This window comes from Yoonia maricola, from assembly GCF_002797915.1.
GTDB classification, from domain to species: domain Bacteria; phylum Pseudomonadota; class Alphaproteobacteria; order Rhodobacterales; family Rhodobacteraceae; genus Yoonia; species Yoonia maricola.
Genome location: NZ_PGTY01000001.1, coordinates 599817 through 626213, shown reverse-complemented (window position 1 = coordinate 626213; position 26397 = coordinate 599817). Strand labels below are relative to the sequence as shown.

Sequence of the window (26397 nt, the reverse complement as noted above, 5' to 3'; positions counted from 1 at the left end):
ATGGTGTAACTGCCCCTTGAGAGTGTGTTGCATTTTCCTATATTTCAAAGCGAAACCGCCGCTTCTGGAAAAGCCCCATGTCACTTGATTCGCCGCTGAACTCTCTCGGCTTTGCAAAATCACCTGCGCAAACCCGCGTCGTCGTCGCCATGTCAGGTGGCGTTGACAGTTCTGTGGTGGCGGCAAAGCTGGCTGAGGAAGGTTATGATGTGGTTGGTGTCACGCTACAGCTTTACGATCATGGCGCGGCTCTAGCCAAGAAAGGCGCCTGTTGTGCTGGTCGTGATATTCACGATGCGCGCCGTGTGGCCGAAGACATGGGCTTTCCGCATTATGTGTTAGATTACGAAAACACCTTCCGCGAAGCGGTGATGGATGAATTCGCAGATAGCTATCTGGGTGGGGCCACCCCTGTGCCCTGCATTCGCTGCAATGAGCGGGTCAAATTCAAAGACCTGCTGGAAACCGCCAAAGACCTTGATGCCGATTGCATGGCCACTGGCCACTATATCCAACGCATGATGGGGGCTGAGGGCGCGGAACTGCATTCTGCGGCTGACCCTAGCAAAGACCAAAGCTATTTCCTGTTCTCAACCACGCAGGAGCAGTTGGACTATTTGCGCTTCCCATTGGGCCATCATGCATCTAAGGAAGAAACCCGCGCGCTGGCCGCCAAATACGGGCTGAGCGTGGCGGACAAGCCTGACAGTCAGGATATCTGCTTTGTGCCCAACGGCGATTATGCCGCCGTGATCGAGAAACTGCGTCCCGGTGCTGCAGAACCTGGTGACATCGTTGATACAGATGGCAACGTGCTGGGCACGCATAAAGGCGTGATCCACTATACGATTGGACAACGGCGCGGTCTGGGCATCGGCGGCTTGGCCGATCCGCTTTATGTGGTCAGGCTGGATGTGGATGCAAAACAAGTCATTGTCGGGCCCAAAGACCTGCTGGCCACCCGACGCGTACCGATTCGCGAGATTAACTGGATCGGGGGCGGCAATCTGATGGATATGGGCGAACGCCAGATCGCTGTACGGGTCCGCTCAACCCGGCCGCCGACGGATGCTGTTCTGCGGCCAATCTCTGAAACGGAAGCGGAGGTTGAACTTCTGGTGGCTGAACAAGGCGTGTCCCCCGGACAGGCCTGCGTGTTTTACGACCCTGACAGCACACGGGTGCTGGGTGGCGGATGGATCTGGCGCGGCGCTTGAAAATACTTCCTTTACTAAAGTTGATATAGCAAAGCGTCGTACTTTTCTTTAAAGCGCGTCCAGACGGCAAGTATTGCCAGTTTATCGATGATTAGCAGGTTTCAAGATGCCGACCAGTTTTACCGTTTTTGGCCTCGGCGTTCTTGCCGATATCGATACGACAGAAGGCAATTCACTCGCCGAAAATGCAAATGCGCTGGTTGGTGCGACATTTGGTGGCTCGGGCAATGCATTGCTCAATTCCGCAGTGACTTTCGCCCCTGGGACTGGCGGTTTTGCTGGCGGTTCCAGCACATCCTACGACCAGGACAACAACCCGAATGAAAACTTCACCATTGATGGGGGCGCTGATCAGGTCTTTGATGCTGCTGTCATCTATAATGCGACAGTCACTTACGTGGACGGCACCACCGATACGATTACCGCGGTTATCTTTCAAGACGTTGACGGCAACACCTATTGGGCTCCCGAAATTAACCAAACGGTCGGGCAAAACGCCGATCAAGACGTGCTTGAGTTTGCAGCAATACGCTCGCTCACACTCGACAGCCTGTCTGGAGACTCGTTTGCAGGTCTATCGGGCAATCGGGAAGCATGGGACTTTGTGACCTGCTATGTGGCAAGCACCATGATTGAAACCGAAACAGGTGCCAAGCCGATCGAGGCGCTGACGGTCGGTGATTTGGTTCTGACACGGGACCGCGGATTACAGACCATTCGCTGGATCGGGCAAAGCACTGTCGCCGCTGATGGCAAACTGGCACCGGTCAGGATATCTGCGGGGTCTTTGGGGCAGAACGCCCCTGCCCGCGACCTTTTGGTATCGCGCCAACACCGTATGCTGGTGTCATCTGCCGTTTGTGAGCGTATGTTTGGCAACCGCGAGATTCTGGTCCCTGCCATCAAACTGACGGGCCTGCCGGGCGTCTTTGTCGATGAAGCGCCCAGCGAAGTGACCTATTACCACCTGATGACGGATCAACACGATATCGTCTATGCCGAAGGCGTGCCAAGCGAGACGCTGCTTTCAGGACCACAGGCCATGGAAGCCCTGCCAAAACAAGCGCTGGATGAACTCTTGGCGATTTTTCCAAATATCCTGACCGAAGCGCCAGAACCGGCCCGCCAGATCGAGCGGAGTAAGCGGATAGAACGGTTGATCATACGCCACCAGCGCAATGATATCCCGCTGGCGATACGATACGGCTAAGTCAACGATCAAACGTCAAATAGCGATGCCTGCTACGTCACGCATCTTTGGGCCGCTGATGAGCTGCGTTTGGGTCAAGTGTTTTGGCGGGTTAGTATGATCGACAAAAAAACTGGTATGTGCCGTATCAGTTGCCATGGCCCTTCCACAACGAACGACCGCTTTTGCAATGAAGGTCACATATCTGTGTGACCCCTAGCTTTCGTACGCCGGGTTGCCCCATTTGGTTGCAATACACATGATATCCCGATCCCGGAGACCCAAGATGAACATCACACGTCGCAACCTTTTCACTATCGCCCTCACCGTCCCGGTCGCTGCGGCGCTTACCCCGCGTGCTATGGCCGCAACCCCCGAAGTCTATAACGACGGTGGCATCGCCGTTGATGGCTCTGATGTGGTGGCTTACTTCACCGACGGTACGCCTGTCGCCGGTGATGCGGCTATTACGCATGACCACATGGGCGTAACATGGCGCTTTGCATCCGAAGCTAACCGCGATCTATTTGCTGCAGACCCAACCGCCTACGCCCCGCAATACGGCGGCTATTGTGCCTATGCCGTCAGCCAAGGTTACACCGCGTCGACAACACCAGAGGCATGGAGCATCGTGGACGGTAAGTTATACCTGAACTACTCCACAGGCGTGCGCCGCCGGTGGGAGCGTGATATCCCCGGTCACATTGCGGCAGGCGACGCCAACTGGCCTGCTGTTTTGTCGTAGATCACGCAGGACTGCAAAGGTGTTGCAATGACCAAGCTGACGCTTTTCGCGGAGGACATTTGGATCGCCGATAGCGGTGAACTCTCCGTCATGGGTTTTCGTTACCCGACGCGCTGCGCAGTGATGCGGTTGTCTGGCGACGCCCTGCTGGTTTGGTCGCCTGCGGCCCTGAGCCCGCCCCTGCGCGCGCAGATTGATGCCATTGGCCGCGTCACACATCTGATAGCGCCAAATATGTTGCATCATATGTTTCTAGGTGATTGGCAGACCGCTTACCCGCAGGCGCAGCTCTTTGGTCTTGCAGCACTCTCTCACAAACGCCCTGACCTGCGCTTTGATGGTGTGCTGGATGATGTGCCGAACCAGGCTTGGGCCGATCAAATCGATCAAATTGTTGTCGCAAACAAGCTGACCGACGAGGTTGTGTTCTTTCACCACGCCAGCGGCACTGTCATTTTTGCCGATCTCATTCAACAGTTCCCCCATGACTGTCACAAAGGCTGGCGCGGCATGATAGCGCGGCTTGATCTGATGGTTGGCGACGTCCCCAATGTGCCACGAAAGTTCCGGCTAGGGTTTCGGGCCAAGACCAAAGCGCGGGCATCCATCACGAAAATACTGCAATGGCCGATCAAGCGGATATTGCTGGCACATGGTGCACCTGTCACCGACGACGGGCACAGGGTGCTGAAACGCACCTTCCGCTGGTTGATCCGGTAAAGCACACAAAAACCACTGGAAAACACCTACTTGTGCGGCTACCCACAGCACTATGATTTATGCATCTGCATCTGACTGGCGCAACGCCCCGCAGAAACGTGTTCTGCTTTTTGCCATGTCCGGCTTGGGCAAGACCTATCTATCGACCATGCTACGCAGCACAGGTGACTGGTTTCATTACTCGGTCGATTACAGGATCGGCACGCGGTATATGGGCGAAAAGATCGCGGATAACGCCAAACGTGAGGCGATGAAGGTGCCTTTCTTACGCGATTTGTTGCGCTCCAACTCAATCTACATCGGGTCAAACATCTCTTTCGATGATCTCAAGCCGATGTCGTCCTACCTTGGCAAGCCGGGAGATACATCGCTTGGTGGTTTGGCATGGGATGAATACACCCGCCGTCAGGATGAGTTTCAGGCGGCTGAGATTGCCGCCCTGCATGACACCACCTATTTCATCGACCGATCCGTCGAACTCTACCAATATCCGCATTTCATCTGTGATACCGGCGGATCGATTTGCGAATGGGTCGATGCCAACGACCCCAAAGATCCGATCCTAACTGATCTGGCCGCAAATACGCTGATGGTCTGGATCGAAGGGACCGAAGCGCATACCGCCGAATTGATCCGACGCTTCGATCTGGAACCCAAGCCGATGTCCTATGATCCGGGTTTTCTGTTGGCGACATGGCGCGCCTATTTGGCAGAGTTTAATGTGGCCCCTGACCGCGTGAACCCCGATGATTTCATACGCTGGGCCTTTGCCAAGGCGCTGGCCCATCGTCAGCCCCGCTATAAGGCGATGGCGGATAAATGGGGTATTACCGTCCCTCACAAAGCTGTGGAACAAGTCAAAGATACGGAGGGCTTTGTTGGCATGATCGCCGACGCCCTTGAGATGCGCAGCTAGGCCGCTTATCTCTGCCCTCTTATCTTGGATGTGACCAATGCCTATTAAACTGCCCGCCGCCCTGCCCGCCTATGACGTTCTGTCGAACGAAGGCGTGATGGTGCTTGATGAAGATACCGCCGCCCGTCAGGATATCCGCCCCCTACGGATTGCTTTGCTGAACCTGATGCCCAAGAAAATTCAGACAGAGAACCAGTTCGCGCGTCTGATCGGGGCGACCCCCTTGCAGATTGAGCTGTCCTTGGTGCGCATGTCCGAACATCAGACCAAGAACACGGCGGCCGCGCATATGGAAGAGTTTTATCGCCCCTTCTCCGACGTTAAGGGCGAGAAATTCGATGGGCTGATCATCACCGGTGCGCCGATTGAGCATCTACCGTTTGAAGACGTCACCTATTGGGATGAGCTGACCGAGGTTTTTGATTGGACTCAAACGCACGTGCATTCCACCTTTGGCGTGTGCTGGGGCGGCATGGCTATGATCAACTACTTCCATGGCGTCAAAAAGCACATGCTGGATCACAAGGCGTTCGGCTGTTTTCGGCACCGGAACACTGCCCCCGCCTCGCCTTATCTGCGCGGGTTCTCTGACGATTGCGTGATCCCTGTAAGTCGCTGGACTGAGATGCGGCAGGACGAGATTGACAAGGCGGGCCTGACAACACTGATCACCAGCGATGATGCGGGGCCTGCCCTGGTAGAAGATCGCGCGCATCGCGCGCTCTATATCTTCAATCATTTCGAATACGACAGTGGCACGCTCAAGCAGGAATATGACCGCGATATCAGCAATGGAACGCCGATTAACGTCCCAATGAACTACTATCCGGGGGATGACCCATCACAAAACCCTCAGAACAGGTGGAGAAGTCACGCGCATCTTCTATATGGAAACTGGATTAACGAGATTTACCAAACCACCCATTTTGAGATGGATAAAATTGGCACTTAAAGCACTCACCGTCGTTATTGGACTTGGCGCGCTGGCCACAGGGCTGACCGCGCAATACCGCGCTTCGCAGGCCGAGACCGCCTTTCCGCCACTTGGCCAATTTGTCGAAGTGACCGGCGGGCAGGTTCACTATGTGCAAGAAGGTAGCGGGCCGCATCTAATTCTGCTGCATGGCGCCGGCGGAAACCTACGCGAATTCACCTTCGATTTAATGGGACGCCTGTCCGACCGCTACACCGTCACGGCCTTTGACCGGCCCGGATTAGGATACACTGACCGCGTGCCCGGCGTTGCCAAGGGTCTAACTGCGACAGAAGGCGACAGCCCGCAAGCGCAAGCGGCAATGTTGCGTGAAGCCGCCGCAAAGATAGGGATCACCGATCCGATTGTTGCGGGGCATAGCTTTGGCGGAATCGTGTCCTACGCTTGGGCCGTTGCCGGACTAGACGAAGATAGCCCCATAAATGCAAAGGCAATAGTGTCTTTTGCGGGTGTAACCATGCCGTGGCCCGGCGGTCTGGACAAGTATTACACCGTGAACGGCAGCGCTTTTGGCGGGGTCGTGACGATCCCTGCGATTTCGGCCTTTGTGCCGCAATCGTTGATCGACGACAGCATCAACGCGACCTTCGCCCCCCAAAGTCCACCCGAGGGCTATGAAGAGTACATCGGCGCCGGCCTGACGCTGCGCCCGGCCAGCATGCGCGCCAATGCGCGGCAAGTGAACACATCACGTCCACATGTGGTCACGCTTTCCAAACGCTATCCAGAACTGACTTTGCCGATTGAAATCGTCCATGGGGAAGAGGACAAAACAGTCCCGATCCATATCCACGCCGAGGAAGTGGAAAAAATCGTGCCTCAGGTGAACACCACCCGCTTGCCCGGCGTCGGCCATATGCCCCATCATGCTGATCCGCAGGCGGCGGTCGATGCGATTGATCGTGCGGCGGCGCGGGCGGGCCTGGCCCCCTAAACGCCATATGAATTGCGCTTTGATCCAATAGCCCCCATATATCATCCAAGACATTCGGGAGAGTTTTCATGGATTTACCCTTTGATGGCGGGATCAGCCGCTATTTTGACGAAGACGCCCCGGATGATGTACGCACGGCAGTGGCAGCAGCAGGTAAAGGTGACATCCCGAACGCTGACTATCCCTACGACAGCCGCTGGAAACGTCGCGAATACGAAGACGCGCTAGCTGCGCTACAGATCGAACTTGTCCGCATGCAAGCCTGGGTACGCGATACCGGGCAGCGCGTCGCGATTGTCTTTGAAGGCCGTGATGCCGCCGGAAAAGGTGGCACAATCAAAAGGTTGCGGGAAAATCTTAATCCGCGCGGCGCAAAGCTTGTAGCCCTGTCAAAGCCAACTGATGTTGAAGCAGCGCAGTGGTACTTCCAACGCTACATCGCACACCTGCCTGCAAAGGGTGAAATCACGCTCTTTGACCGTAGTTGGTATAATCGCGGCGTTGTGGAACATGTCTTCGGCTTTTGCACGCCCGAACAACGCGAACGCTGGTTCGCACAAACACCCGAATTTGAGGACATGCTGGTCAACGAAGGGATCAAGCTGATCAAGATTTGGCTGAACGTTGGCCGGGCGACCCAACTCAAACGCTTTCTGGATCGTGAAAAAGACCCCCTGAAGCAATGGAAACTCAGTTGGATCGACGTTGAGGGCTTGAGCAAGTGGAATGAATACACTGACGCCATTGGTGAGACGCTGGAACGCACCCATACCAACCACGCACCTTGGGCGATCGTACGTTCAGACGACAAACGCCGGGCACGTGTACAGGTGATCCGTCATGTGCTTAGCCAATTGGCCTATGATCGCCAAGATCCAAAGGCGCTTGCCCCGATAGATGGCAAAGTCGTGGGAGGCCCCGACCTCTGGCATGCCTAAACGCGGTTATCATCATGGCAATCTGCGCGAGGCGCTGATTAACGGCTGTCTGACGCTAATCGAAAAGCGCGGGCCGACAGGTTTTACCCTGTCCGAAGCGGCGCGCGAGGCTGGGGTGACACCCGCCGCCGTCTATCGCCACTTTGAGGGTCGTGAAGATCTGATCGCGGCGGCTGCGCATCAGGGGTACGAGATGTTTGGCGACCTGATGGAACATGCCTATGGTGATGGACAACCCTCTGCCCTCGCGGCATTTGAGGCCACCGGTCGCGCCTATCTGGCCTTTGCCCGCAAATATCCCGGGTATTACATCGCGATGTTCGAATCCGGTATTTCAATCAACCGCACGCCAGAACTGCATGCCGTGGCCACCCATGCCATGGGCGTACTGGAAAAAGCGGCCGAGGAACTGTCCCAACATATCCCCGCCGAAAAACGCCCGCCGCCGCAGATGTTTAGCGCCCATATCTGGGCCATGTCGCACGGGGTGGTCGAGCTTTTTGCCCGCTCAAACCCCGGCACGCAGAGTCCGTTTCCGCCCGAAGACTTACTTGAGTCCGGGATCGGGATTTATCTACGCGGGTTGGGTTTAATCGCACCAGACAGCTAAAGAGAGTCCAGATGGATAGCCGATTTGCAGTGTTCTTTTTCATTTTAGGCGGTACCGACACCTATCTGAATGACTGCCCCACGGATTGCTTTCAGCAAACCGAGGCACCTGAGCGGGTCCATATCCAATACGGTGACACCTATTTTCAGGAAAACGACATCGGCGAAGAGATATTCATCAGCTACGACATGCCCAAGCGTTACGGCGCTGTGCAACCCACCTTTGGAGCTAGCCTGACAACCGATGATGATTTCTGGATTGGTGCAGGCGGTAAATGGTCCACCGAAAGGATTAGCGACAGTCCTATCTTTATCGAATTGTCCCTCATGCCGGGCATATACTTCAGCGGGGACGGCCCAGATCTGGGGTTTCCACTGCAATGGCGCGGGTCACTGGGCGCAGGCATCAATTTTGGCGATACAGGCAGCCTATCGGTGTTCTTCGATCACCGGTCCAACGCGAATGCGACCGAAACCAACCCCGGCATCGAGACCTTGGGTGTCAGGTTGTCCTATGTACTCGACTAGGGCCTGAAAAAAAGGGCGGCCCACCCGGACCGCCCTTTCGCAATTCTGAAACCAGCAGTTAACGCTTGGAGAACTGGAAGCTACGACGCGCCTTGCGCTTACCGTACTTCTTACGCTCAACCACACGGCTGTCGCGTGTCAGGAAGCCAGCAGCCTTCAACGCAGCGCGCAGGGATGGATCATAAAGCTGAAGCGCCTTGGAAACACCGTGCTTGACCGCACCAGCCTGACCTGACAGGCCACCACCAGCAACAGTCGCCATGACATCGAACTGATCGACAACACCGGCAACCTGAAACGGTTGACGTAGGATCATCTGCAGAACGGGACGGGCAAAGTACTTGTCCATGTCCTTGCCGTTCACGGTGACCTTACCGGAACCCGGCTTGATCCAAACGCGGGCAACAGCGTCCTTACGTTTACCAGTCGCGTAGGACCGGCCCAGTTCATCACGCACGGGCTCGCGTGTGATAACAGTTTCAACCACAGCCTCTGGTGCAGCTTCCACACCTTCAGCGACTTGGCCCAGCTCTTCGAGCGAGTTTACTTGATCGGCCATTATGCAGTCCTCGTGTTCTTTTTGTTCATGGATGCGACATCCAGAACTTCAGGCTTTTGGGCGTCCATGCCATGCTCTGTGCCTGCGAAGACGCGCAGGTGAGTCATTTGCTGGCGCGACAGCTTGCCACCGGGCAGCATGCGCTGGACGGCTTTCATGATGACGCGCTCTGGGTGCGCACCTTCAAGGATGTCAGCCTTGGTTTTTTCTTTGATCCCACCGGGGTGACCGGTGTGCCAGTAATATTTCTCGTCACGCTTATTGCCGGTCATCTGGACCTTCTCAGCGTTGATGACGATCACGTTGTCGCCCATATCCATGTGCGGCGTGAAGGATGGCTTGTGCTTGCCGCGCAAGCGCATTGCGATGATCGAAGCAAGACGGCCCAGAACAACGCCTTCAGCGTCGATCAGGATCCATTTCTTGTCGATATCCGCAGGAGTTGCGGTAAAGGTTTTCATATTACACCAAAAGTTGGGGGTGGTTTGTGCCACCTGTCATGCGATTGGGGCGTTATAAAGGGGTGCCAGACACAGTCAAGCGCCACAAACTCAAATAAAATACGTAAAAACAGATGCTTACAATTTAGGTATTAATTTACCCCATCAATTTTCCAGCGTTGGGGTCGGATTTGCCAGCAAGGTGTTCATATCCTCCAGCGCCTGCAAATACCGCTCTTCCGACACACATGTTGTTACCGCCAAACGCACGGCATTGGGCGCGCGCTGATCCGACAGCACAAATTCATCCGCCGGGCGTACCGATATCCCCTTGCGTTCGCAAGCCAATGCAAAGCTAGAGGCGCGCCAGCCCGGCGGCAATTGCAACCACAGAAACGGCGCGTCTTCGCGCCAACGCACGTCCCATCCTCCCAGCCGGTTCACCGCCTGCCGCACACGCGCGGCCGTATGGGCGACGACCTTATCTCTGACACGCCCGGCGTCACCGGATGTCAGAAGATCAGCGCAAACATCCAGCATCGGTTGCGAGATACCATGGAAGGAACTTTGCGCGACCTGCCTCAGTTCTTTGAACCGATTGACTGGTGCCACAGAATATCCAAACCGCAAAGCCCCGCTGACGCCCTTGGTCAAGGAAGATACGAAATACGACTGTTTGGGCAATATCGCCCGATAGGCAGGTACTTCTGTCGGGGCGATGCAGTGGCAATCATCCTCGATGATCGTCAGCCCAAAGCGTTCAGCAAGTGCTGCAATCTCTTTTTTGCGCGCATAGCTGGTCTTGGTCGCGGTTGGGCTATGTACCTCTGGCGACGTCAACAAGACCTGACCACCATGGGTCCGGTAAGCCTCTGCCAGTGCCGCAGGAATGATCCCCTCGTTATCCATCGCAATACCGACAACCTGCGCCCGTAACAAACGCGCGGCATGACGAACGCCTGCATAGGCAAGTTCCTCGGTCAGGATCACGGGGTGTGCGCCGTGCAATTCGGCCTGCAACGACAAGATCACGCAGTTCTGTGCCCCATTGCCCAGAACCACATGATGGGCATCTAATGCCCCGGTCCGTACCGGGCCAATCCAATTGACCACAGCTTCGCGAGCTTCGATATCCGTGATCGGCGTCGGGTAGTTGATATGCCTGCGCCTGTGCGACTGCCCCAGTCGGATCAGCGCGTCATCGATCAACAGCCCCTGCCCCACATCCGGCACGCGGCTGCTGCGAAAATCAGCGGTGCTTTCATCAACCAGATGGACCAGAGGCGGCTCAAGCGTTTGCGGTTTGCGGGTATGGCCGGACACGTAAGTACCACGACCCACTTCCGCGATGAGCCGGCCCTCATCCGTCAGCAGCCCATAGGCACGCGCCACAGTACCAGGTGTCACACCCACACGGTAAGCCAGATCGCGCACCGTCGGCAGTTTCGATCCCACCGCCAGATCACCTGATGCAATCCCATCGCGTATGGCTTGGGCCAGCGCCTTATACTTCGACTTTCCGGTCATTGAGACATCAGGCTGCCAAATTGTATCCGGTACAATCATTTCATAGACCTGTTACAACTCACTTTGTATCAATAAATTGTAGCATGATGCTACATTGTGTCAATACAATACAAAGGAGTTGTCCTATGTCACACGCGCTCCATTCCGCGGATTTGAATGTTTTGAATGCCCAAACCAAGCTGCCTTTGGTCGCTGGTCTCGCAGTCAAGCTCGCCGTGCGTGTCACGACATGGGAAACCCGCCGCAAGACCCGCCGATCACTCAAAGAGCTTGAACCGCATACGCTCCACGACATCGGTTTGGACCGCCTCTCTGCCCAAGCAGAAGCTACCAAACCGTTTTGGCAGGACTAAACCCCTCCTGCCTCTTCCTCACTGGGCCGGACATGCTCCGGCCCTTTTTTCATGAAGGTGGAATAGAATACGTCAGTGACGCACGCGCCACCGGGGCCGATTGGCCTTCACTATAGATCATCGCATCACCCACAGCCAAAACGCGTCCCAACTTATGCAGCCGGGTTTCACAGATCAAATCGGCACCTGCGGCCGGTTTGCGCATAAAATCAATGCTGCAATTGGTCGTTACCGCCAAGGCAACAGGTCCGATCCGCGCAAGGATCGCCAGATACATGCCTACATCAGCCAAAGCAAACATGGATGGACCAGACACCGTGCCACCGGGGCGTAAGTGATGTTCAGCAACTTGAAGACGGACTGTCACACCATCCTCGCGCAACCGCTCAATCACAAAATCATCACCCAACTGCGGAAATTCACGCGCAACAAAGTCCTGTAACGCCGCAATATCCATCTTTGGTTCCATATTCCTTCGCTCCCGCTTAGTCTGCACACAGATCAACATGAGAGCCTGACCATGACAATCCTTCTCAGAGACGACGCAGCGTCGGTCGCAACCCTGACCATGAACGCGCCAGAGCGGCTGAATGCCCTGTCCGATGACATGCTGGCGGCCCTGCACGGCGCCTTGGACGATATCGCCCAAGATACAACAATCCACGCCGTCGTCCTGCGCGGGACCGGTAAAGCCTTTTGTGCCGGTCATGATCTCAAGCAAATGCAGGCAGGCCGCAAGACGGGTGATGGCGGTACCGCCTACTTCAAAGACCTTTTCGCACGCTGTGCTGCGATGATGCAGCGCATCCAATCCATACCGCAACCTGTCATCGCACAGGTCCACGGCATCGCGACCGCCGCTGGCTGCCAACTGGTTGCAAGCTGTGATCTGGCCATTGCTGATGATGAAACACGCTTTGGCGTGAATGGTGTGAACATCGGCCTGTTTTGTTCAACACCCATGGTGGCGCTCACCCGCAATATCCACCGCAAAGCTGCGTTCGAGATGCTGACGACCGGTCGCTTCATCAGTGCGCGCGAGGCACAGGAACTGGGGTTGATCAACCGCAGTGTCCACTCAGACGCGCTGTCGCGTGAAACGGCCGAAATGGCCCATAGCATCGCCAGTAAACTTGCCTCAGCTGTCAAAACAGGCAAACAAGCCTTCTATGCGCAAGCACAGATGACCACCGCCGAAGCCTATGCCTACGCAGGCGATGTCATGGTTCAAAACATGTTGGTGGCCGATACAAACGAAGGCATCAACGCATTCTTAGAGAAGCGCAACCCTGACTGGACCTGATCTTTCTTCGTCCAATCAAACTTCCGCCGGAGGCAATCCCGGCCTTACAACCCGTAAATGCCCCTGAATTTATCCTCAAGATAATCCAAAAGCGGCCCCTCATCAGGCACAGCCACCGTCGCATGCGCAATCGTCTCAACCGGCGTGCGTAACCCACCAAACTGCTGCAAGTTCTCTCGCAACCAACCTGTGGCCTTCGATGTATCGCCCTGCGCCAGATCGTCATCCAACCCCGGCACCGCGTCGCGCAATGCGACATGCAAACAGCCCGCATAGACATTCCCCAGCGTATAGGTCGGGAAATATCCAAACAGCCCTTCGGACCAATGCACATCCTGCAATACACCATTTGAGGGCTTATCAATGGCATAGCCAAAATCGGCAGCGAAACGGTCGTTCCAAGCCGCCTCAAGATCATTGACCGCCAGATCGCCGGACATCAATGCGCGCTCCAGGTCAAAACGCAGCAGCACGTGCAAGTTATACTGCACCTCATCTGCTTCGGTCCGAATAAACCCATCGCTGACGCGGTTCACAGTGGCATAGAAAGCATCCTCATCAGCAATGCCGAAATCACCAAACTGATCGCGCATTTGCCCGTAAAGCCATCCGGTAAACGCGCGGCTGCGCCCCAGTTGGTTCTCGTAAATCCGGCTTTGGCTTTCATGCACACCCATCGATACACCACGCCCCAGCGGGGTCAGCAGATGTGCTGCATCAATTCCCTGCTCATAAGCCGCGTGACCGACCTCATGAATAGTCGAATAGAAACAATTGAACGGGTCTGTCAGGCTTGTGCGCGTCGTAATCCGCACATCAAGGCCAGAACCCGAAGAAAATGGATGCACAGCCTTATCAATGCGCCCATGACCCACGTCATACCCAAAGGCCAGCGCCAGCTTTTCCGAAAGGGCAAGCTGTGCCACCTCATCAAAATCACCCGAAAGGGTCTGCGGCGCGGGTTGGTCCAGAATGGCAGATCGCAGTGCCACCAAACGCGGGCGCAGGGCCGCGAACATCGCACCCAGACTTGCACCGGTGGCACCCGATTCATAATCATCCAGCAAAGCATCATACGGGTCGGCGTTGCCCGCAACAGCACTTGCCTCTTCTCGGCGTAATGCGACGACCTTCTGCAATATGGGCAGAAAGGCCGCGACATCTTCATCAGCGCGCGCTTGGGCCCAGACGCGGTGCGCCAATGATGTGGTCTTGGCCAGTTCAGCGGCCAGGGTGGCAGGCACCTTTGCGGTCCGTTCAAAATCGCGCTTGATATGGCGCAGGTTGGCCGCCGCCACATCATCAAGGGCCTCTGCGGTCTGCAGCCAGTCACCCACACGCGGGTCAATCCGGCGCGCGTGCAAGATATTGGCCATTGCCCCATGTTCTTCGGCACGTTGCGGGGTCGCACCCTGTGGCATCATCGTTTCCTGATCCCAGCCAAGGCGGCCTGCAATCTGGCCAAGCGCTTCGGTTTCGCGTTGGAACTGCATCAGTTCGTCATATGCCGTCATAGGATCAGGCCCCTTTGATTGTTTGTGCGATGGGATATTGCGCCACAAAGCGCGCACGCAGAATAAGCGCCCAGAGGACGACCGCTACCAGTTGATGCACAATCGCAATCTGCCAAGGGGCAGAGTACATCACGGTCACAATCCCGATCACCACTTGCAAGATCATGACAGCCATCACCGCATTAAAGACGAAACGCGTATTTTCATTGGCCGACCGACGGGCGCGCATCCAAACAAAGACGGTGAAAGCAAAAAGCGCATAACCAACCATGCGGTGCATAAATTGAACCAGCCCCGCATCTTCAAAGAAGTTCCGCCAAAGGGGGCTAAGCGACAAAGGCTCCGGCGGCAGAAAGCCACCGGCCATCAGCGGCCAATCGGGGAACGCGCGGCCTGCGTCAATGCCGGCCACCAATGCGCCAAGAATGATTTGGAGGAAGGCGAGACCAATCAGCACGCTGCCCAGCCGGGCTAAACCTGCATCCCCACCTCGGCGGGCTTGTAACAGATCCGCCTGACTGCGCCCTAGCTGGTAGACATACCAAGCAATGAAAGCAAAGATCACGAAGGCCAGCCCAAGATGGGTCGCAAGCCTGTATGAGGCCACGTCCAGCATCCCCTCTTCAAGGCCAGAGGACACCATCCACCAGCCGATGAACCCTTGCAGGCCGCCCAAGGCCCCAATAAACAAAAGCTTTGGCGTCCAGCCTGTCGGGATTTTGCGCATTGCAGCGAAGGCGACAAACCCGGCGGCCCAGACCAAGCCGATAAAACGACCCAGCTGCCTGTGCCCCCATTCCCACCAATAGATCACCTTGAACTCGGCCAATGTCATGCCGCGGTTCTGAATCTGATATTCGGGGATCATGCGGTATTTGTCGAACTCTGCCGTCCATTCCACCTCTGACATAGGTGGCATCGCACCGGTCACAGGCTTCCATTCGGTGATGGACAGGCCACTGTCGGTCAGCCGGGTCAGACCACCCACGACGATCATGACAACGACCAGCGCGAAAAGCGTCATAAGCCAAGCACGGATCAAGCCGCGTGCACCCTGCCCTGCACGGTCAATCCCGCCCGGGGCTGCGACTTGTTTGGGCGTGTCGCCGACATCTTCAAAAATACTGCGTTTGGTCGCCATCTTTGGTCTCCGCTCGGATCTTGCCAGATACTTAGAACTCAGCGCAGTGATCCGCAAGCGTCAGGGTGCCACAGCGCGGTCGGGTAAGGTGGATCATGATCCACCTTACGCAAACTCACCCGCGCTCTTTCCATCGCACCATCTGGCGCATCATCCCATGCAGCATCTGCACATCCGCCCGTGTCATCGGCATCCGTGACCACATGTTGCGCAGGTTCAGCTTCATGTTCTCGGCCTTGTGTGCGGGATAAAAGAACCCCGCCTCCTCCAGTCGCCCTTCATAATGATCACTGAGTTTTTCAATCTCGATCTGCTCTGCCCAATCACCAACAGCATCAACGCGCGCCGCATCAACATCAACCGCCTCACGCCGCCATTCATAGCCCGTCAGCAAGACACATTGCGCCAGATTGAGCGACGGAAATTCCGGGTTCACAGGGACCGAGATAATCGCATTCGCCCGCGCGATATCATCGTTTTCCATACCCGCACGTTCGGGGCCAAACATCACGGCGACCTTCTGCCCCTGGGCCACACGCTGGCGCGCATCCTGCATGGCGGCTTCGGGCGATAGCACCAGTTTCGTCAGCCCGCGTGGGCGCGCAGTGGTCGCATAGACATAGTCACAATCTGCAATCGCTCCGCCGGTATCATCAAAAATCTGCGCCTCATCCAACAGGCGCCCCGCCCCGCTGGCCATTGCGACTGCCTTTTGGTTTGGCCAGCCATCGCGCGGCGCGATGATCCGCATCCGGTCCAGACCAAAATTCCACATGCCGCGCGCCGCAGCCCCGATGTTCTCGCCCATCTGCGGGCGGATCAGGACGAATGCAGGTTGCAGGTCGGTGCTGATGGGCATGAGGTTTCCTTTCTCAAACGTGCAGCCTGATACGCCGCCCCGTTTCGCAAGACAAGAACCCCAAGACCCATAGCCATTCCGCATTTTCCTCGCTAAACCTGCGTGACACTTCAAAACTATCGGAACGCCCATATGTCGGACGCACAAGATCACCCCCAAATCTACCTGATCAGCCCGTCTGAATTTGATCTGTCGACCTTTCCAGCACAGCTGGCCGCCTGCCTGGATAGTACCGAGGTCGGCTGCGTCCGTCTTGCTCTGGCCTCTACTGACGAAGGGCGGATCGCGAAGGCGGCTGATGCCCTGCGCGAGGTCACGCATGAACGCGATGTGGCACTGGTGATCGAGGCCCATGTGCAGCTGGTCGAACGTCTGGGGTTGGACGGGGTGCATTTGACGGATGGTGCCAGATCTGTGCGGCAAGTACGCAAATCACTTGGCGATGATGCAATCGTTGGCAGCCATTGTACCAATTCGCGTCATGATGGCATGACTGCGGGTGAATTGGGTGCCGATTACGTCAGTTTTGGCCCCGTTGGGAAGACCGCGTTGGGCGATGGTCGACAGGCCGAACTGGACCTCTTTGAATGGTGGTCAATGATGATCGAAGTGCCTGTCGTTGCCGAAGGTGCGCTTGATGCCGATCTTGTTCGCGCGCTATCGCCACATACCGACTTTTTCGGCATTGGCGATGAGATATGGACCACCGAAAACCCCGCTGCGACCTTGGGTAATCTACGTCGCGCGATGCTGGGCTAGACCTACGCGCACCTGATCTTCCAAGGCCTTTGCCAATGTCTTACGATCGGCAAAATCGGCCACTTGAACAGGCGCATGATACGTCACGTGCACCCCGCCCTGCCGCTTGGCCGCCAGCGTGGTCATCAGATGCGGGCCAAAGGCCATGTCACCCCACCACCCATAAAACCGCGGATCAGCGCCGGAAGGCGCTCTGTAGACAACCGAAACCGCCTGCATCTGCAAACTGTCGCGCAAGGCAGGATCGAAGAAAGCCGCGAATAGCGCCGGCTTGAAACCCAGCACCTGCAAACCATCGGTCGATGTTCCTTCGGGAAAGAACAGAAGCCTGTGTCCGGCGGCCAACCGTTGGCGAAATACGGTGATCTGGTGGCGCAACGCGCTGCGGTCGCGTTGGATAAAAACCGTACCTGTTGCGCGTGCCAGCCAGCCAATACCGGGCCAATCTGCCACTTCAGATTTGGACACAAAATAGATACGTTTGCGGGCATTGAGCGCAAAGATGTCCAGCCATGACGCGTGGTTCGCCACAACTGCACCCGCGCCGCTAAGCGGTTGACCATCGCTGCTGTAGCGCATGCCCAAAATAACAAAGGCCGTGCGACAGACGACTTGCGTGATGTATGGCGTAACCGGACGGCGCATGCCGCATAAGGGCCGTTCAAAAAGGCGCATCAAAAGCAATACCAGCAAGCCACCAAAGACCAATATGATCAGTGGTATTGCACGCATGATAGCACGCAGCCAACCGGCCAATCCCGGCGGATCAGCGGGGGGCATTATCGCGCCGTGCCACGTTTTATCCATCGGCAGCACCCATGGTCAGCATGCGGCGTTGCAAACCTGATATCGCATCGCTTTCCAAGATCAGACAGACATCAACGGTGTTGAAATCATGATCAACAAATGCCCCATCGCCAACGGTGCCGCCCAACCGCAAATAGGCTTTGATCAAGGCAGGCATTTGCCGCACTGCGCTTACGCGGTCCAGACGATCTGCCTGAATGATATTCATCGAAAGCGCCGTTGGCCCGATTGCCTTGACCCGTAACGCCTCACGCGCCAGATGACGATGATGCAGCAGGCTCAGCGGTTCTGTCAAAGCCGCAACGTCGGTGCCGTGAAAAGAAGCCACACCAAACAACAGATCAATCTTGCGGGCTTGCGCATAGTCCGCCAGCCCCGCCCACAGATGCATCATTGCAGGCCCGCCCCGGTAGTCTGGGTGCAGGCACGACCGGCCCAATTCCAGCAACCGCTTTCCACTGTTATAGAGCGGCGTCAGATCATATTCCTCAGCGCAGTAAAACCGGCCAGCGGCCTGCGCCATGCCAGCAGTCATGACACGGTAAACACCTATCACCTGATCAGCACCGGCACGCGCTTTATCCAACAGAATAATGTGATCGGCGTGGCGATCAAACACATCTTGTTCCAATTGCGCGGTATGATCCACTAGTGGGCCATCACCCCCAAGCTCGGCCACGAAGACATCATAGCGCAGGCGTAGTGCGGCGTTGATCTCATCATCCGTCCGCGCGATCTGCGTGGCAAACTTTGGTGTCGCCTGCGTCATAACGTCTGCACTATCTCTCATCCGGCCCGTATCTGCAGACAAATTAACCATTTAGCAACCATTTCACGCGACGTAATGAAAAGACGCGCACAAACTTCACTTGCAGCACTCAGCCTTAGGTTGTACTTCATTCATGAACCAGTAAGAGTAGAACACGTTTACCATCGATGACGACTTTACCCTCTTCCCTAAAATTCACGGTGATTTTGCCACCAATATTCGATTGCACCTGTCCGGTGCCCCAATCAGGCCGCTCAGGATGGCGGACCAGCATGCCGGGCTCCAGTATCGCATTCATGTCAGACATTTCTTCTCTTTCACAACGGAGGCTGCACCATGCAACCTGATCTCGCAGCGCTTGTTGGCTCTCGCATTTGCCACGACCTTATCAGCCCAATTGGGGCAATCGGCAATGGAGTCGAGCTTTTGTCGCTGACGGATGGCGATACCGGTGCCGAAATGGATCTGATCAACGAAAGCGTGCAGAACGCCAGCGCACGTATCCGGTATTTTCGTATTGCTTACGGGGCCGCCAGCGAAGAGCAGATGGTTAACCGCAGCGAAGTGTTATCCATTCTTGCAGCAACCGCGCGCGGTGGGCGGATCAATTATATCTGGAAGATCGATGGCGATCAGCCACGCAGGCTGGTGCGCTGCGCCTTGTTGATGTTGCAGGCCATCGAAGCGTCACTGCCCTTGGGCGGTGATGTCCATATCACCCAAGAGGATGACACATGGGTGATGCGCGGCGAAGGCCCGCGATTGTCGGTGGACAGGGAGCTGTGGAACAACCTCTTGTCCCCGCAAATTGGCTTCATCTACACAGCAGCACATGTGCAATTTGCACTGCTACCCGGCGTTCTGGCCGAGGCGGGTCGGACCTTGCAGTTCAAACACGAAGCCAATCACATCGTCGTACGGTTTTAAGATCGGACAGTGCCGTCACCGGTCACTAGATATTTGAAACTAGTCAGTTGCGCTGCCCCAACCGGCCCGCGCGCATGGAGCTTACCCGTGGCAATGCCAATCTCGGCTCCCATGCCAAATTCTCCGCCGTCTGCGAATTGGGTTGAGGCGTTGCGCATCAGGATCGCACTATCCAGTTCTTTGAAGAAATGTGCCGCCGCCTGATCATCAGCCGTCACAATCGCGTCGGTATGGTTCGATCCATAGGTGCGGATATGCGCAATCGCTTCATCCACACCATCCACCAGTTTGGCGGCACAGATCATATCAAGGAATTCCTTCCCGAAATCATCGGCTTGCGCCTGTGTCGTGCCGTCGATCTTGGCCAGTTCGCCATCTGCGCGCACCTCCACACCCGCTTTCAGCAAGGCATCAACCAACATGGACCCATGCTGCGTGTAAAAGCGCCAGTCGATCAGCAAACACTCCATCGCGCCACATATTCCAGTGCGGCGCGTCTTGGCGTTCAACACAACCTCCAGCGCCATCGCAGGATCAGCGGTCGCACCCACGTAGATGTGACAAATGCCTTCAAGGTGAGCGAAGACAGGCACCCGCGCCTCGCGCTGCACCAATCCAACCAGGCCTTTGCCACCACGCGGTACGATGACATCAATATGGTCCGTCGCGGTCAGCATCGCCGACACTGCCGCACGGTCGCGGGTTGGGACAAGCTGGATCGAAGCCGCAGGCAAACCCGCTTGCTTTAGCCCGGTTTGCAAACACTGGTGAATGGCGGTCGAGGAATTGAAGCCTTCTGATCCACCCCGCAAAATCACTGCATTGCCAGACTGCAGGCACAAGGCACCCGCATCCGCGGTGACATTGGGGCGGCTTTCATAGATCACCCCGATCACACCCAAAGGCGTGCGAACGCGCTGAATATGCAGGCCTGTGGGCATGTCCCATTCAGTCATCACCTCGCCCACCGGATCAGCTTGCGCGGCCACATCGCGCAGCCCATCTGCCATCGCGCGAATGCGTGGTTCATCCAACATCAGACGGTCCATCATGGCAGGGCTAAGACCCTTTTTCTCGCCAAATACCTGATCTTCGGCATTGGCATCCATAATCGCCATCCGGTTTTCCCAGATTGCATCGGCAGCGCCAATCAGAGCCGCATATTTGCGCTCTGACCCGGCGGTCGCCAGCACGGCTGATGCCGCGCGTGCGTCGGCGCCGATTTGTGCCATCATAGGCCCGATTGCGTCATGATCATTCATGATTTTATCCTCTTACAGCACCATATCGTCGCGGTGCACCAATGCAGCCCGACCTTCATAGCCCAGAACTTCTACAATGTCAGCCGATCGGCGGCCCATAATCTGGCGTGCCTCTGCACTGGTATAGCGGATCAGGCCTTGCCCCATCTGCATACCATCCACATCAATAATTGCCACCAGATCACCCCGGCCAAAGCTGCCGTTAATCTGTGTGACACCGGCAGGCAGCAGGCTTTTACCGCGCTTCAGCGCATCCCCTGCGCCAGCATCGACCGTCACGGTTCCACGCGGCTTCATTGCTGAAATCCAGCGTTTGCGCGCCGCTTGCGGGTCTGTCTGGGCGGTAAACCAAGTCGCTTTGGCACCGTTTTCCAGCTTGCCCAATGGATGGGACGCCGTACCAAGGGCTATCGCCATAGCACATCCCGCTTCGGTCGCGATCCGGGCGGCCATAACCTTGGTGATCATGCCACCTTTGGAAAGACCAGAGCCTGCGTCACCGGCCATCGCCTCAACCTCAGGTGTGATTTTTTCAATAATTTCAATATGCTTTGCAGATTTATTAATTTTGGGATTGGCGGTATAAAGCCCATCAACATCCGACAAAAGGATTAACTGGTCGGCGCCAACCGTCACCGCAACCTGCGCCGCAAGACGGTCATTATCACCGTAACGGATTTCATCGGTCGCAATCGTGTCATTCTCATTCACGATGGGCGTCACGCCAAGCGCCAACATCGTCTCCATCGTGGCACGACTGTTGAGATAGCGGCGGCGATCTTGCGAATCTTCAAGTGTCACAAGCACTTGGCCGGTAACGATGCCATGCGGTGTGAGCGCCTCTTCATAAGCGCGCGCCAGCCGGATCTGCCCGACAGCGGCGGCGGCTTGCGATTGCTCCAGCGCCAACGGGGCGAGCGGCAGGCCAAGAATACCACGTCCCAAGGCGATGGACCCAGATGAGACGATAATCACATCTGTCCCGCGGCCCCTGATCTGGGCAACATCACTGGCCAGCGATGTCAGCCACTCCTGCCGTAAAGCACCGGTTTCAGCGTCCACCAACAGGGCAGAGCCGATCTTGATCACAAGGCGCTTGGCCTCACTCAAGGCTGCCATGGTGTATCCTCGCCCTGTTCCTCCTCCGCTGCTTTGCGATGGCGCAGGCGATTGTCGTCAATCTCGACGCGCAAGGCGCGCAACACGTCAGGAATACCTTCGCGGCTGACGCCGGACATCATCATGACAGGACCGTTAGCGACTTCGGCAATTTCATCACGCAGGAATGCGCGTTCTTCATCGTCCAGCGTGTCAATCTTGTTGAGCACCGTAATCCGCGGTTTCTCGGCCAGTTCGCCGCCATATGCCTCCAGCTCACCGATGATTGTGGTCAAATCACCTGCTGGATCACCAGAGGTGCCATCAATGAGATGCAAAAGCACCGCACAACGCTCGACATGACCCAAAAACATGTCGCCAAGGCCGCGCCCTTCGCTCGCCCCTGCGATCAGGCCGGGAATATCGGCTACGACAAATTCAACGTCATCAACGCCCACGACACCAAGGTTTGGGATCAGCGTTGTAAAAGGATAGTCAGCAACCTTGGGCCGCGCATTCGACGTAGCAGCAAGGAACGTGGATTTGCCCGCATTTGGCATACCGAGCAATCCCACGTCCGCGATCAGCTTCAATCGCAACCAGATCGTGCGCTCAATCGCTTCTTGCCCCGGATTGGACCGGCGCGGTGCCTGATTGGTGGCCGTCTTGAACCGCAGGTTACCCCAACCGCCATTACCACCTTTAGCGATGACGATTTTCTGACCAACCTCTGTCAAATCAGCGATAACCGTCTCTTCGTCTTCATCAATGATTTCGGTGCCGACAGGGACCCGCAGCACTTTGCTTTCACCGTCTTTGCCGGTGCGCTGGCTGCCCATGCCGTGCTGGCCGTTGCCTGCGAAGAAATGCTGCTGATAGCGAAAATCGATCAGCGTGTTCAGCCCCTCAACGGCCTCAACCACCACGTCACCCCCGCGGCCCCCGTCACCCCCATCGGGGCCACCGTATTCCATAAACTTCTCGCGCCGAAACGAGATGCAGCCACCGCCACCGGCACCAGACCGGATATAGACCTTTGCAAGATCGAGGAATTTCATGGTTTTGGCTTTCTGCGGCTGTTTGACAGCGCGATAAACTACTGTGGCGCGGTTCTCAAGCGGTCCCATGTGGCGCGGCTCAGGCGGTGTTGCTGTATCAATGTGGGGATACCGCGCGCGAGGCTGGCCTCGTAATGCGTTTGCCAATGTGTAAAGCCACATTTCCGCAAAACAGCCGCAGAGGCCGGATTGTCAATCCAGGTCGACGCGCGCACTTCTGTCCAGTCATAGGTCTTGAAACCAAACGCGATCACATCCATCGCGGCTTTGGTCGCGATACCCCGGCCCGACCAGCCAGATGCGTACATGTAACCAAGCCCTTTTGGCGAAAGCCCGATGGTTCCAATCAGCTTTTCAGCCAAAAAAACAGCCCAAACGAAACCCTCACCGTCATACGGCGCTATACGTCCCATTGTGAAAGCCTCGTTTGGTGGCCAAGGCCAATTCCCCAACTGACGCACAACAGACCAGTCAGACGCGATGGCGTGCACCGCGTCAAAGTCATTGGGGTTAAGGGGGCGGTATGCCAGACTAACCATCATGCAATGTCACGATCCGTCATCACTGACGGAAACGTCATGACCCTTGTTTCAGCGTATAGGTCCATGTGGGAACGGTGGCACCGCGCGAAACCGAAAATGCCTCTGCATCGCCCAGATAATCAAAACCACAATTGGTCAGTACGCGGGCCGATCCCGGGTTATCCTGAAACACCTCTGCAAAAATCCGGTCGGATTTATGAGGGTTCGCCGCGATCAAGGTCCGCACTGCTTCGGTAGCGAAACCTGTGTTCCAGAACGCGGGTGCGATCCAATAGAAAATCTCTGACTGTGCACGGTCCATCCGCTCAAGGCTGATCAACCCCAAGGCCTCTGCATGGCCATGGGCCGAACCGTCAATGACCCACACATCCTCGGACCGGTCAGCAGCGCTTGCCCGTTCGATCATCGCCTCGACTGAGCCGGGGGGAAGTGGGTGCGGCATCGCACGTGTGCCACGTGCCACCCGATCGTCGCCTGCGTACATAGCAATTAGGCCCGCATCGGACTTGCGGCAGGGCCGCAAGACAAAGCGATCTGCTTCGATCATTTCCTGAACGATAATATCCTCGTGGCGCATTGCTTTCCCTCCTCGAAAACAAGTCCGTGTTAGCCGACCTTTAAAACGACATGGTGGCAAAACTATGAATAAAAAAGGGGACCGGCTCTCACCGATCCCCAAAACTTTGTTACCTTGGATTTATCGGCTTATTCAGCGGCCTCCGCCACTGGGAGAACCGAAATAAAGGTGCGGCCTTTCAGGCCTTTATGAAATTTGACAGCGCCATCGACTGTCGCAAAAATCGTGTGATCCTTGCCCATGCCAACGCCCATGCCCGGCCACATCTTGGTGCCACGCTGGCGCATGATGATGTTGCCCGGAACGACAGTTTCGCCACCGAACTTCTTGACGCCAAGACGACGACCAGCTGAGTCGCGTCCGTTACGGGATGAACCGCCTGCTTTTTTATGTGCCATTTGGTCTCTCCTTAGCCTTTAGCGAGCTCAACCGCTTGCGCGATCCAGCCTTCACGTTCGATACGGCCTTTAAACGACAGTTTCTCGTCCATAGCAGCCACATCGGCTTCCGTCCATGCTGCGATCTGGGCAAATGTTGTTACGCCAGCTTCATGCAGCTTTTTCTCGAGTGCCGGACCAACGCCAGACAGTTTTTTCAGATCATCTGCGCCAGCAGCCGCTTTCGGCTCTGCTATTGCTTTCGGTGCAGCTTTTGCTTTTGGTTCAGCCTTGGCCTTTGGTGCTGCCTTTGGCTTTTCAGCCTTCGGTGTGGATGCGCGTTCAGCCGCTGCAGCCGCTTTCTTCGATGTCGGAGCGCCATTCGCACCGGTCACATATGCAGTACCCGCACCAGAAACAGCAGCCATGACGCCAGACTTATCAGCACCTTTTTCAAGGATCTCAGCAATGCGCACCAATGTCAGTTGCTGACGGTGGCCTTTTGTACGCTGAGAGCCGTGCTTACGACGGCGCTTGACGAAGTTGATCGTTTTTTCGCCTTTGATCTGGTCAATCACCTCAGCCTGGACGCCTGCGCCTGCAACTGTTGGTGTGCCGACAGTAGAGCCGACCATCAGAATTTCGTTGAATTGAACTTTGTCGCCTGCTTTCGCCGCAAGCTTTTCGACACGAAGCACGTCGCCAGAGGCCACTTTGTACTGCTTGCCGCCGGTTTTGAGAACCGCAAACATATGGTATTCCTTTATCTTTCGCGTCTCTGAGGCCCCGGAAACATCCGGCGTTTGGTACCTGTGGACTGCGTGCCCGTGGGCATAATTTCGCATATTACCCTACAAGAGCCTTGCAGAGATGGTGCTATATCTGACCAATGCAGCCATAAGTCAACATAAAAAGAAGGTAAAAACCCATGCGCTGGCCATTGATCACCATTCTTCTGACCGCCGCCTGTTCGCAAGAGGCCAACCATCTCGGTAGCCCGTTTTTGTGGCCAATGACAGGGGCCAGCACCGTTATCGGCAATGCCGCCTATGAAAAACGGCGCGGCGAGGTCGAACTTATTGTTAAATCCAACTACGAGGAGATCAAAACAGACATCCGCGCCGGGGGTGGGCCTGTTCTGACCAAATCGATGGACGCGGCGGGCATAGCCGAGCGTGACCGCCCCGCCCGCATTATTCAGCTGCAATCCGACATGGGACTCTATCAAACGACGCCGGGCGCACTTGTGACAGCGCTTATGGTCTATGGTGGCTAGAAGTCAGCCAGCAAGCTGTCACGCCGCGCGACAAGATCCCAAAACGCCTTGGACTTGGAGATGTCATCCGCCACATCCACGGGAATACCACGCGCGATCATCCGATCATAAAGCGTCTGCGGATAACCAGCCGTAACCGGCGGCACGCTGACCATCGCGTTGATATCGGCGGCCACGCCTGCAGCCTCTGGCGGGCAGCCCCGTGTCGGGTCACCGCTGACCTCGCGGCCCTCTGCCTCGAGTTTGGTGACCGCCGCAAAATAGATCGTGCACTCTGCAGAGAGCAATTGTGCTTGCCGCGGATCATCAGCAGGCAGATCCGGTTGCGGCGCTATTGGGGCGGTTTGATCGCAACCCACTAGCAGACCAATGGCAAGAATGGCGTATTTTAAGGAAGGCAAGGCAAGTTATCCTCGTTGATTGAGATTAGCCCCAGAATACGCCGCCGCACGCCAATGC

The 26397-nt window shown here is 56.3% G+C and carries 33 protein-coding genes; 15 read left to right on the top strand and 18 right to left on the bottom strand.

The features are described from left to right. Positions 1–77 precede the first annotated feature (77 nt). From mnmA to BC777_RS03120, 10 genes are all read left to right on the top strand, one after another. Positions 78–1217 carry a tRNA 2-thiouridine(34) synthase MnmA gene (mnmA, locus tag BC777_RS03165; RefSeq protein ID WP_100366697.1) on the top strand — a complete coding sequence of 380 codons (1140 nt, stop codon included), beginning with the start codon at positions 78–80 and terminating at the stop codon, positions 1215–1217. A 106-nt stretch (positions 1218–1323) separates the two neighbouring features. Next, the gene (locus tag BC777_RS03160; protein ID WP_100366696.1) at positions 1324–2427 is read left to right on the top strand and encodes a Hint domain-containing protein; all 1104 of its coding nucleotides are present in this window, start codon (positions 1324–1326) and stop codon (positions 2425–2427) included. A gap of 265 nt (positions 2428–2692) precedes the next feature. Further along, positions 2693–3151 (top strand): YHS domain-containing (seleno)protein, encoded by a 459-nt coding sequence (locus BC777_RS03155; RefSeq protein ID WP_100366695.1) that lies wholly within the window; start codon positions 2693–2695, stop codon positions 3149–3151. Between the two features lie 27 nt (positions 3152–3178). Next, positions 3179–3871 carry a DUF4336 domain-containing protein gene (locus BC777_RS03150; protein ID WP_100366694.1) on the top strand — a complete coding sequence of 231 codons (693 nt, stop codon included), beginning with the start codon at positions 3179–3181 and terminating at the stop codon, positions 3869–3871. 52 nt (positions 3872–3923) lie between these two features. Continuing rightward, a complete protein-coding gene (locus BC777_RS03145; protein WP_100366693.1) occupies positions 3924–4787 on the top strand; it encodes an ATPase in 864 nt (287 codons plus the stop codon). 37 nt (positions 4788–4824) lie between these two features. Then, positions 4825–5739, top strand: coding sequence for a homoserine O-acetyltransferase MetA (gene metA, locus BC777_RS03140; RefSeq protein WP_100366692.1), 915 nt, complete (start codon positions 4825–4827; stop codon positions 5737–5739). After that, positions 5729–6715: an alpha/beta fold hydrolase gene (locus tag BC777_RS03135; protein ID WP_100366691.1), complete on the top strand. Its 987-nt coding sequence runs from the start codon at positions 5729–5731 to the stop codon at positions 6713–6715. The genes metA and BC777_RS03135 overlap by 11 nt, the downstream gene beginning before the upstream one ends. A gap of 68 nt (positions 6716–6783) precedes the next feature. Continuing rightward, a complete protein-coding gene (gene ppk2, locus BC777_RS03130) occupies positions 6784–7653 on the top strand; it encodes a polyphosphate kinase 2 (protein ID WP_100366690.1) in 870 nt (289 codons plus the stop codon). Beyond that, the gene (locus tag BC777_RS03125; protein WP_100366689.1) at positions 7646–8263 is read left to right on the top strand and encodes a TetR/AcrR family transcriptional regulator; all 618 of its coding nucleotides are present in this window, start codon (positions 7646–7648) and stop codon (positions 8261–8263) included. The genes ppk2 and BC777_RS03125 overlap by 8 nt, the downstream gene beginning before the upstream one ends. Positions 8264–8274: 11 nt before the next feature. Then, positions 8275–8790 (top strand): acyloxyacyl hydrolase, encoded by a 516-nt coding sequence (locus BC777_RS03120; RefSeq protein WP_100366688.1) that lies wholly within the window; start codon positions 8275–8277, stop codon positions 8788–8790. 58 nt (positions 8791–8848) lie between these two features. On the opposite strand, the gene rpsI is transcribed toward BC777_RS03120, so the two are convergent. The 3 genes from rpsI to BC777_RS03105 all read right to left on the bottom strand — a co-directional run bounded on the left by rpsI (position 8849) and on the right by BC777_RS03105 (position 11355). Further along, positions 8849–9349 (bottom strand): 30S ribosomal protein S9, encoded by a 501-nt coding sequence (gene rpsI / locus BC777_RS03115; RefSeq protein WP_100366687.1) that lies wholly within the window; start codon positions 9347–9349, stop codon positions 8849–8851. Beyond that, positions 9349–9810: a 50S ribosomal protein L13 gene (rplM, locus tag BC777_RS03110; protein WP_100366686.1), complete on the bottom strand. Its 462-nt coding sequence runs from the start codon at positions 9808–9810 to the stop codon at positions 9349–9351. Before rplM ends, rpsI begins: the two co-directional genes overlap by 1 nt. Before the next feature lie 144 nt (positions 9811–9954). Beyond that, positions 9955–11355 (bottom strand): aminotransferase-like domain-containing protein, encoded by a 1401-nt coding sequence (locus BC777_RS03105; protein ID WP_100366685.1) that lies wholly within the window; start codon positions 11353–11355, stop codon positions 9955–9957. Between the two features lie 86 nt (positions 11356–11441). On the opposite strand from BC777_RS03105, the gene BC777_RS03100 reads away from it, so the two are divergent. Continuing rightward, positions 11442–11669 (top strand): DUF1127 domain-containing protein, encoded by a 228-nt coding sequence (locus BC777_RS03100; protein ID WP_100366684.1) that lies wholly within the window; start codon positions 11442–11444, stop codon positions 11667–11669. A 49-nt stretch (positions 11670–11718) separates the two neighbouring features. Here BC777_RS03100 and BC777_RS03095 read toward each other — a convergent pair whose 3' ends face one another. Then, the gene (locus BC777_RS03095) at positions 11719–12138 is read right to left on the bottom strand and encodes a PaaI family thioesterase (protein ID WP_100366683.1); all 420 of its coding nucleotides are present in this window, start codon (positions 12136–12138) and stop codon (positions 11719–11721) included. Between the two features lie 45 nt (positions 12139–12183). Between BC777_RS03095 and BC777_RS03090 the strand changes: the two genes are divergently transcribed. Beyond that, on the top strand, positions 12184–12972 hold the full coding sequence (locus tag BC777_RS03090; RefSeq protein WP_281251795.1) for an enoyl-CoA hydratase: 789 nt from the start codon (positions 12184–12186) through the stop codon (positions 12970–12972). Between the two features lie 44 nt (positions 12973–13016). Here BC777_RS03090 and BC777_RS03085 read toward each other — a convergent pair whose 3' ends face one another. From BC777_RS03085 to BC777_RS03075, 3 genes are all read right to left on the bottom strand, one after another. After that, positions 13017–14486, bottom strand: a complete 1470-nt coding sequence (locus BC777_RS03085) for a carboxypeptidase M32 (RefSeq protein ID WP_100366681.1) — start codon at positions 14484–14486, stop codon at positions 13017–13019. Between the two features lie 4 nt (positions 14487–14490). Beyond that, a complete protein-coding gene (gene ctaA, locus BC777_RS03080; protein ID WP_100366680.1) occupies positions 14491–15627 on the bottom strand; it encodes a heme A synthase in 1137 nt (378 codons plus the stop codon). 115 nt (positions 15628–15742) lie between these two features. Next, positions 15743–16486: an RNA methyltransferase gene (locus BC777_RS03075; protein ID WP_100366679.1), complete on the bottom strand. Its 744-nt coding sequence runs from the start codon at positions 16484–16486 to the stop codon at positions 15743–15745. Between the two features lie 132 nt (positions 16487–16618). Here BC777_RS03075 and BC777_RS03070 point away from each other — a divergent pair, with 132 nt between their 5' ends. Continuing rightward, complete coding sequence (locus BC777_RS03070) at positions 16619–17245, top strand: thiamine phosphate synthase (RefSeq protein WP_100366678.1); 627 nt, start codon at positions 16619–16621, stop codon at positions 17243–17245. Here the strand turns inward: BC777_RS03070 and olsA are convergent. From olsA to BC777_RS03055, 3 genes are all read right to left on the bottom strand, one after another. Beyond that, the gene (olsA, locus tag BC777_RS03065) at positions 17222–18052 is read right to left on the bottom strand and encodes a lyso-ornithine lipid O-acyltransferase (protein WP_100366677.1); all 831 of its coding nucleotides are present in this window, start codon (positions 18050–18052) and stop codon (positions 17222–17224) included. The two genes, BC777_RS03070 and olsA, sit on opposite strands and share 24 nt — an antisense overlap. After that, complete coding sequence (gene olsB, locus BC777_RS03060) at positions 18045–18842, bottom strand: L-ornithine N(alpha)-acyltransferase (protein ID WP_245834134.1); 798 nt, start codon at positions 18840–18842, stop codon at positions 18045–18047. Before olsB ends, olsA begins: the two co-directional genes overlap by 8 nt. 106 nt (positions 18843–18948) lie before the next feature. After that, positions 18949–19128: a DUF3553 domain-containing protein gene (locus BC777_RS03055; RefSeq protein ID WP_100366676.1), complete on the bottom strand. Its 180-nt coding sequence runs from the start codon at positions 19126–19128 to the stop codon at positions 18949–18951. Between the two features lie 29 nt (positions 19129–19157). Between BC777_RS03055 and BC777_RS03050 the strand changes: the two genes are divergently transcribed. Next, entirely contained in the window at positions 19158–19748 is a 591-nt protein-coding gene (locus BC777_RS03050) for a histidine phosphotransferase family protein (protein WP_100366675.1), read from the top strand. Here BC777_RS03050 and BC777_RS03045 read toward each other — a convergent pair. From BC777_RS03045 to BC777_RS03015, 7 genes are all read right to left on the bottom strand, one after another. Next, positions 19745–21010: a glutamate-5-semialdehyde dehydrogenase gene (locus BC777_RS03045; protein ID WP_100366674.1), complete on the bottom strand. Its 1266-nt coding sequence runs from the start codon at positions 21008–21010 to the stop codon at positions 19745–19747. The two genes, BC777_RS03050 and BC777_RS03045, sit on opposite strands and share 4 nt — an antisense overlap. Positions 21011–21022: 12 nt before the next feature. Continuing rightward, positions 21023–22129 (bottom strand): glutamate 5-kinase, encoded by a 1107-nt coding sequence (gene proB / locus BC777_RS03040; RefSeq protein ID WP_100366673.1) that lies wholly within the window; start codon positions 22127–22129, stop codon positions 21023–21025. Then, a complete protein-coding gene (gene obgE / locus BC777_RS03035) occupies positions 22117–23166 on the bottom strand; it encodes a GTPase ObgE (protein WP_100367974.1) in 1050 nt (349 codons plus the stop codon). Before obgE ends, proB begins: the two co-directional genes overlap by 13 nt. A 38-nt stretch (positions 23167–23204) precedes the next feature. Next, entirely contained in the window at positions 23205–23708 is a 504-nt protein-coding gene (locus tag BC777_RS03030; protein WP_100366672.1) for a GNAT family N-acetyltransferase, read from the bottom strand. A 34-nt stretch (positions 23709–23742) separates the two neighbouring features. Further along, positions 23743–24285 carry a GNAT family N-acetyltransferase gene (locus tag BC777_RS03025; protein WP_100366671.1) on the bottom strand — a complete coding sequence of 181 codons (543 nt, stop codon included), beginning with the start codon at positions 24283–24285 and terminating at the stop codon, positions 23743–23745. A gap of 128 nt (positions 24286–24413) precedes the next feature. Next, positions 24414–24683 (bottom strand): 50S ribosomal protein L27, encoded by a 270-nt coding sequence (gene rpmA, locus BC777_RS03020; protein WP_100366670.1) that lies wholly within the window; start codon positions 24681–24683, stop codon positions 24414–24416. A gap of 11 nt (positions 24684–24694) precedes the next feature. Beyond that, positions 24695–25414: a 50S ribosomal protein L21 gene (locus tag BC777_RS03015; RefSeq protein ID WP_100366669.1), complete on the bottom strand. Its 720-nt coding sequence runs from the start codon at positions 25412–25414 to the stop codon at positions 24695–24697. A 176-nt stretch (positions 25415–25590) separates the two neighbouring features. Between BC777_RS03015 and BC777_RS03010 the strand changes: the two genes are divergently transcribed. Continuing rightward, complete coding sequence (locus BC777_RS03010) at positions 25591–25938, top strand: hypothetical protein (protein WP_100366668.1); 348 nt, start codon at positions 25591–25593, stop codon at positions 25936–25938. On the opposite strand, the gene BC777_RS03005 is transcribed toward BC777_RS03010, so the two are convergent. Beyond that, complete coding sequence (locus BC777_RS03005; protein WP_100366667.1) at positions 25935–26339, bottom strand: hypothetical protein; 405 nt, start codon at positions 26337–26339, stop codon at positions 25935–25937. The two genes, BC777_RS03010 and BC777_RS03005, sit on opposite strands and share 4 nt — an antisense overlap. Positions 26340–26397: the final 58 nt, after the last annotated feature.

Excerpts from the sequence above, each read along its gene's own strand:
- metA (WP_100366692.1), top strand. The coding sequence starts at position 4,825 with ATGCCTATTAAACTGCCCGCCGCCCTGCCCGCCTATGACGTTCTGTCG.
- BC777_RS03030 (WP_100366672.1), bottom strand. The coding sequence starts at position 23,708 with ATGATGGTTAGTCTGGCATACCGCCCCCTTAACCCCAATGACTTTGAC.
- BC777_RS03085 (WP_100366681.1), bottom strand. The coding sequence starts at position 14,486 with ATGACGGCATATGACGAACTGATGCAGTTCCAACGCGAAACCGAAGCG.
- rpsI (WP_100366687.1), bottom strand. The coding sequence starts at position 9,349 with ATGGCCGATCAAGTAAACTCGCTCGAAGAGCTGGGCCAAGTCGCTGAA.
- BC777_RS03145 (WP_100366693.1), top strand. The coding sequence starts at position 3,924 with ATGATTTATGCATCTGCATCTGACTGGCGCAACGCCCCGCAGAAACGT.
- BC777_RS03045 (WP_100366674.1), bottom strand. The coding sequence starts at position 21,010 with ATGAATGATCATGACGCAATCGGGCCTATGATGGCACAAATCGGCGCC.
- BC777_RS03050 (WP_100366675.1), top strand. The coding sequence starts at position 19,158 with ATGCAACCTGATCTCGCAGCGCTTGTTGGCTCTCGCATTTGCCACGAC.
- BC777_RS03075 (WP_100366679.1), bottom strand. The coding sequence starts at position 16,486 with ATGCCCATCAGCACCGACCTGCAACCTGCATTCGTCCTGATCCGCCCG.
- rplM (WP_100366686.1), bottom strand. The coding sequence starts at position 9,810 with ATGAAAACCTTTACCGCAACTCCTGCGGATATCGACAAGAAATGGATC.
- obgE (WP_100367974.1), bottom strand. The coding sequence starts at position 23,166 with ATGAAATTCCTCGATCTTGCAAAGGTCTATATCCGGTCTGGTGCCGGT.
- olsB (WP_245834134.1), bottom strand. The coding sequence starts at position 18,842 with ATGAGAGATAGTGCAGACGTTATGACGCAGGCGACACCAAAGTTTGCC.
- BC777_RS03095 (WP_100366683.1), bottom strand. The coding sequence starts at position 12,138 with ATGGAACCAAAGATGGATATTGCGGCGTTACAGGACTTTGTTGCGCGT.
- BC777_RS03025 (WP_100366671.1), bottom strand. The coding sequence starts at position 24,285 with ATGCGCCACGAGGATATTATCGTTCAGGAAATGATCGAAGCAGATCGC.
- rpmA (WP_100366670.1), bottom strand. The coding sequence starts at position 24,683 with ATGGCACATAAAAAAGCAGGCGGTTCATCCCGTAACGGACGCGACTCA.
- BC777_RS03105 (WP_100366685.1), bottom strand. The coding sequence starts at position 11,355 with ATGATTGTACCGGATACAATTTGGCAGCCTGATGTCTCAATGACCGGA.
- BC777_RS03150 (WP_100366694.1), top strand. The coding sequence starts at position 3,179 with ATGACCAAGCTGACGCTTTTCGCGGAGGACATTTGGATCGCCGATAGC.
- olsA (WP_100366677.1), bottom strand. The coding sequence starts at position 18,052 with ATGGATAAAACGTGGCACGGCGCGATAATGCCCCCCGCTGATCCGCCG.
- ctaA (WP_100366680.1), bottom strand. The coding sequence starts at position 15,627 with ATGGCGACCAAACGCAGTATTTTTGAAGATGTCGGCGACACGCCCAAA.
- BC777_RS03160 (WP_100366696.1), top strand. The coding sequence starts at position 1,324 with ATGCCGACCAGTTTTACCGTTTTTGGCCTCGGCGTTCTTGCCGATATC.
- BC777_RS03120 (WP_100366688.1), top strand. The coding sequence starts at position 8,275 with ATGGATAGCCGATTTGCAGTGTTCTTTTTCATTTTAGGCGGTACCGAC.
- mnmA (WP_100366697.1), top strand. The coding sequence starts at position 78 with ATGTCACTTGATTCGCCGCTGAACTCTCTCGGCTTTGCAAAATCACCT.
- BC777_RS03100 (WP_100366684.1), top strand. The coding sequence starts at position 11,442 with ATGTCACACGCGCTCCATTCCGCGGATTTGAATGTTTTGAATGCCCAA.
- BC777_RS03125 (WP_100366689.1), top strand. The coding sequence starts at position 7,646 with ATGCCTAAACGCGGTTATCATCATGGCAATCTGCGCGAGGCGCTGATT.
- BC777_RS03155 (WP_100366695.1), top strand. The coding sequence starts at position 2,693 with ATGAACATCACACGTCGCAACCTTTTCACTATCGCCCTCACCGTCCCG.
- BC777_RS03010 (WP_100366668.1), top strand. The coding sequence starts at position 25,591 with ATGCGCTGGCCATTGATCACCATTCTTCTGACCGCCGCCTGTTCGCAA.
- proB (WP_100366673.1), bottom strand. The coding sequence starts at position 22,129 with ATGGCAGCCTTGAGTGAGGCCAAGCGCCTTGTGATCAAGATCGGCTCT.
- ppk2 (WP_100366690.1), top strand. The coding sequence starts at position 6,784 with ATGGATTTACCCTTTGATGGCGGGATCAGCCGCTATTTTGACGAAGAC.
- BC777_RS03070 (WP_100366678.1), top strand. The coding sequence starts at position 16,619 with ATGTCGGACGCACAAGATCACCCCCAAATCTACCTGATCAGCCCGTCT.
- BC777_RS03015 (WP_100366669.1), bottom strand. The coding sequence starts at position 25,414 with ATGTTTGCGGTTCTCAAAACCGGCGGCAAGCAGTACAAAGTGGCCTCT.
- BC777_RS03055 (WP_100366676.1), bottom strand. The coding sequence starts at position 19,128 with ATGTCTGACATGAATGCGATACTGGAGCCCGGCATGCTGGTCCGCCAT.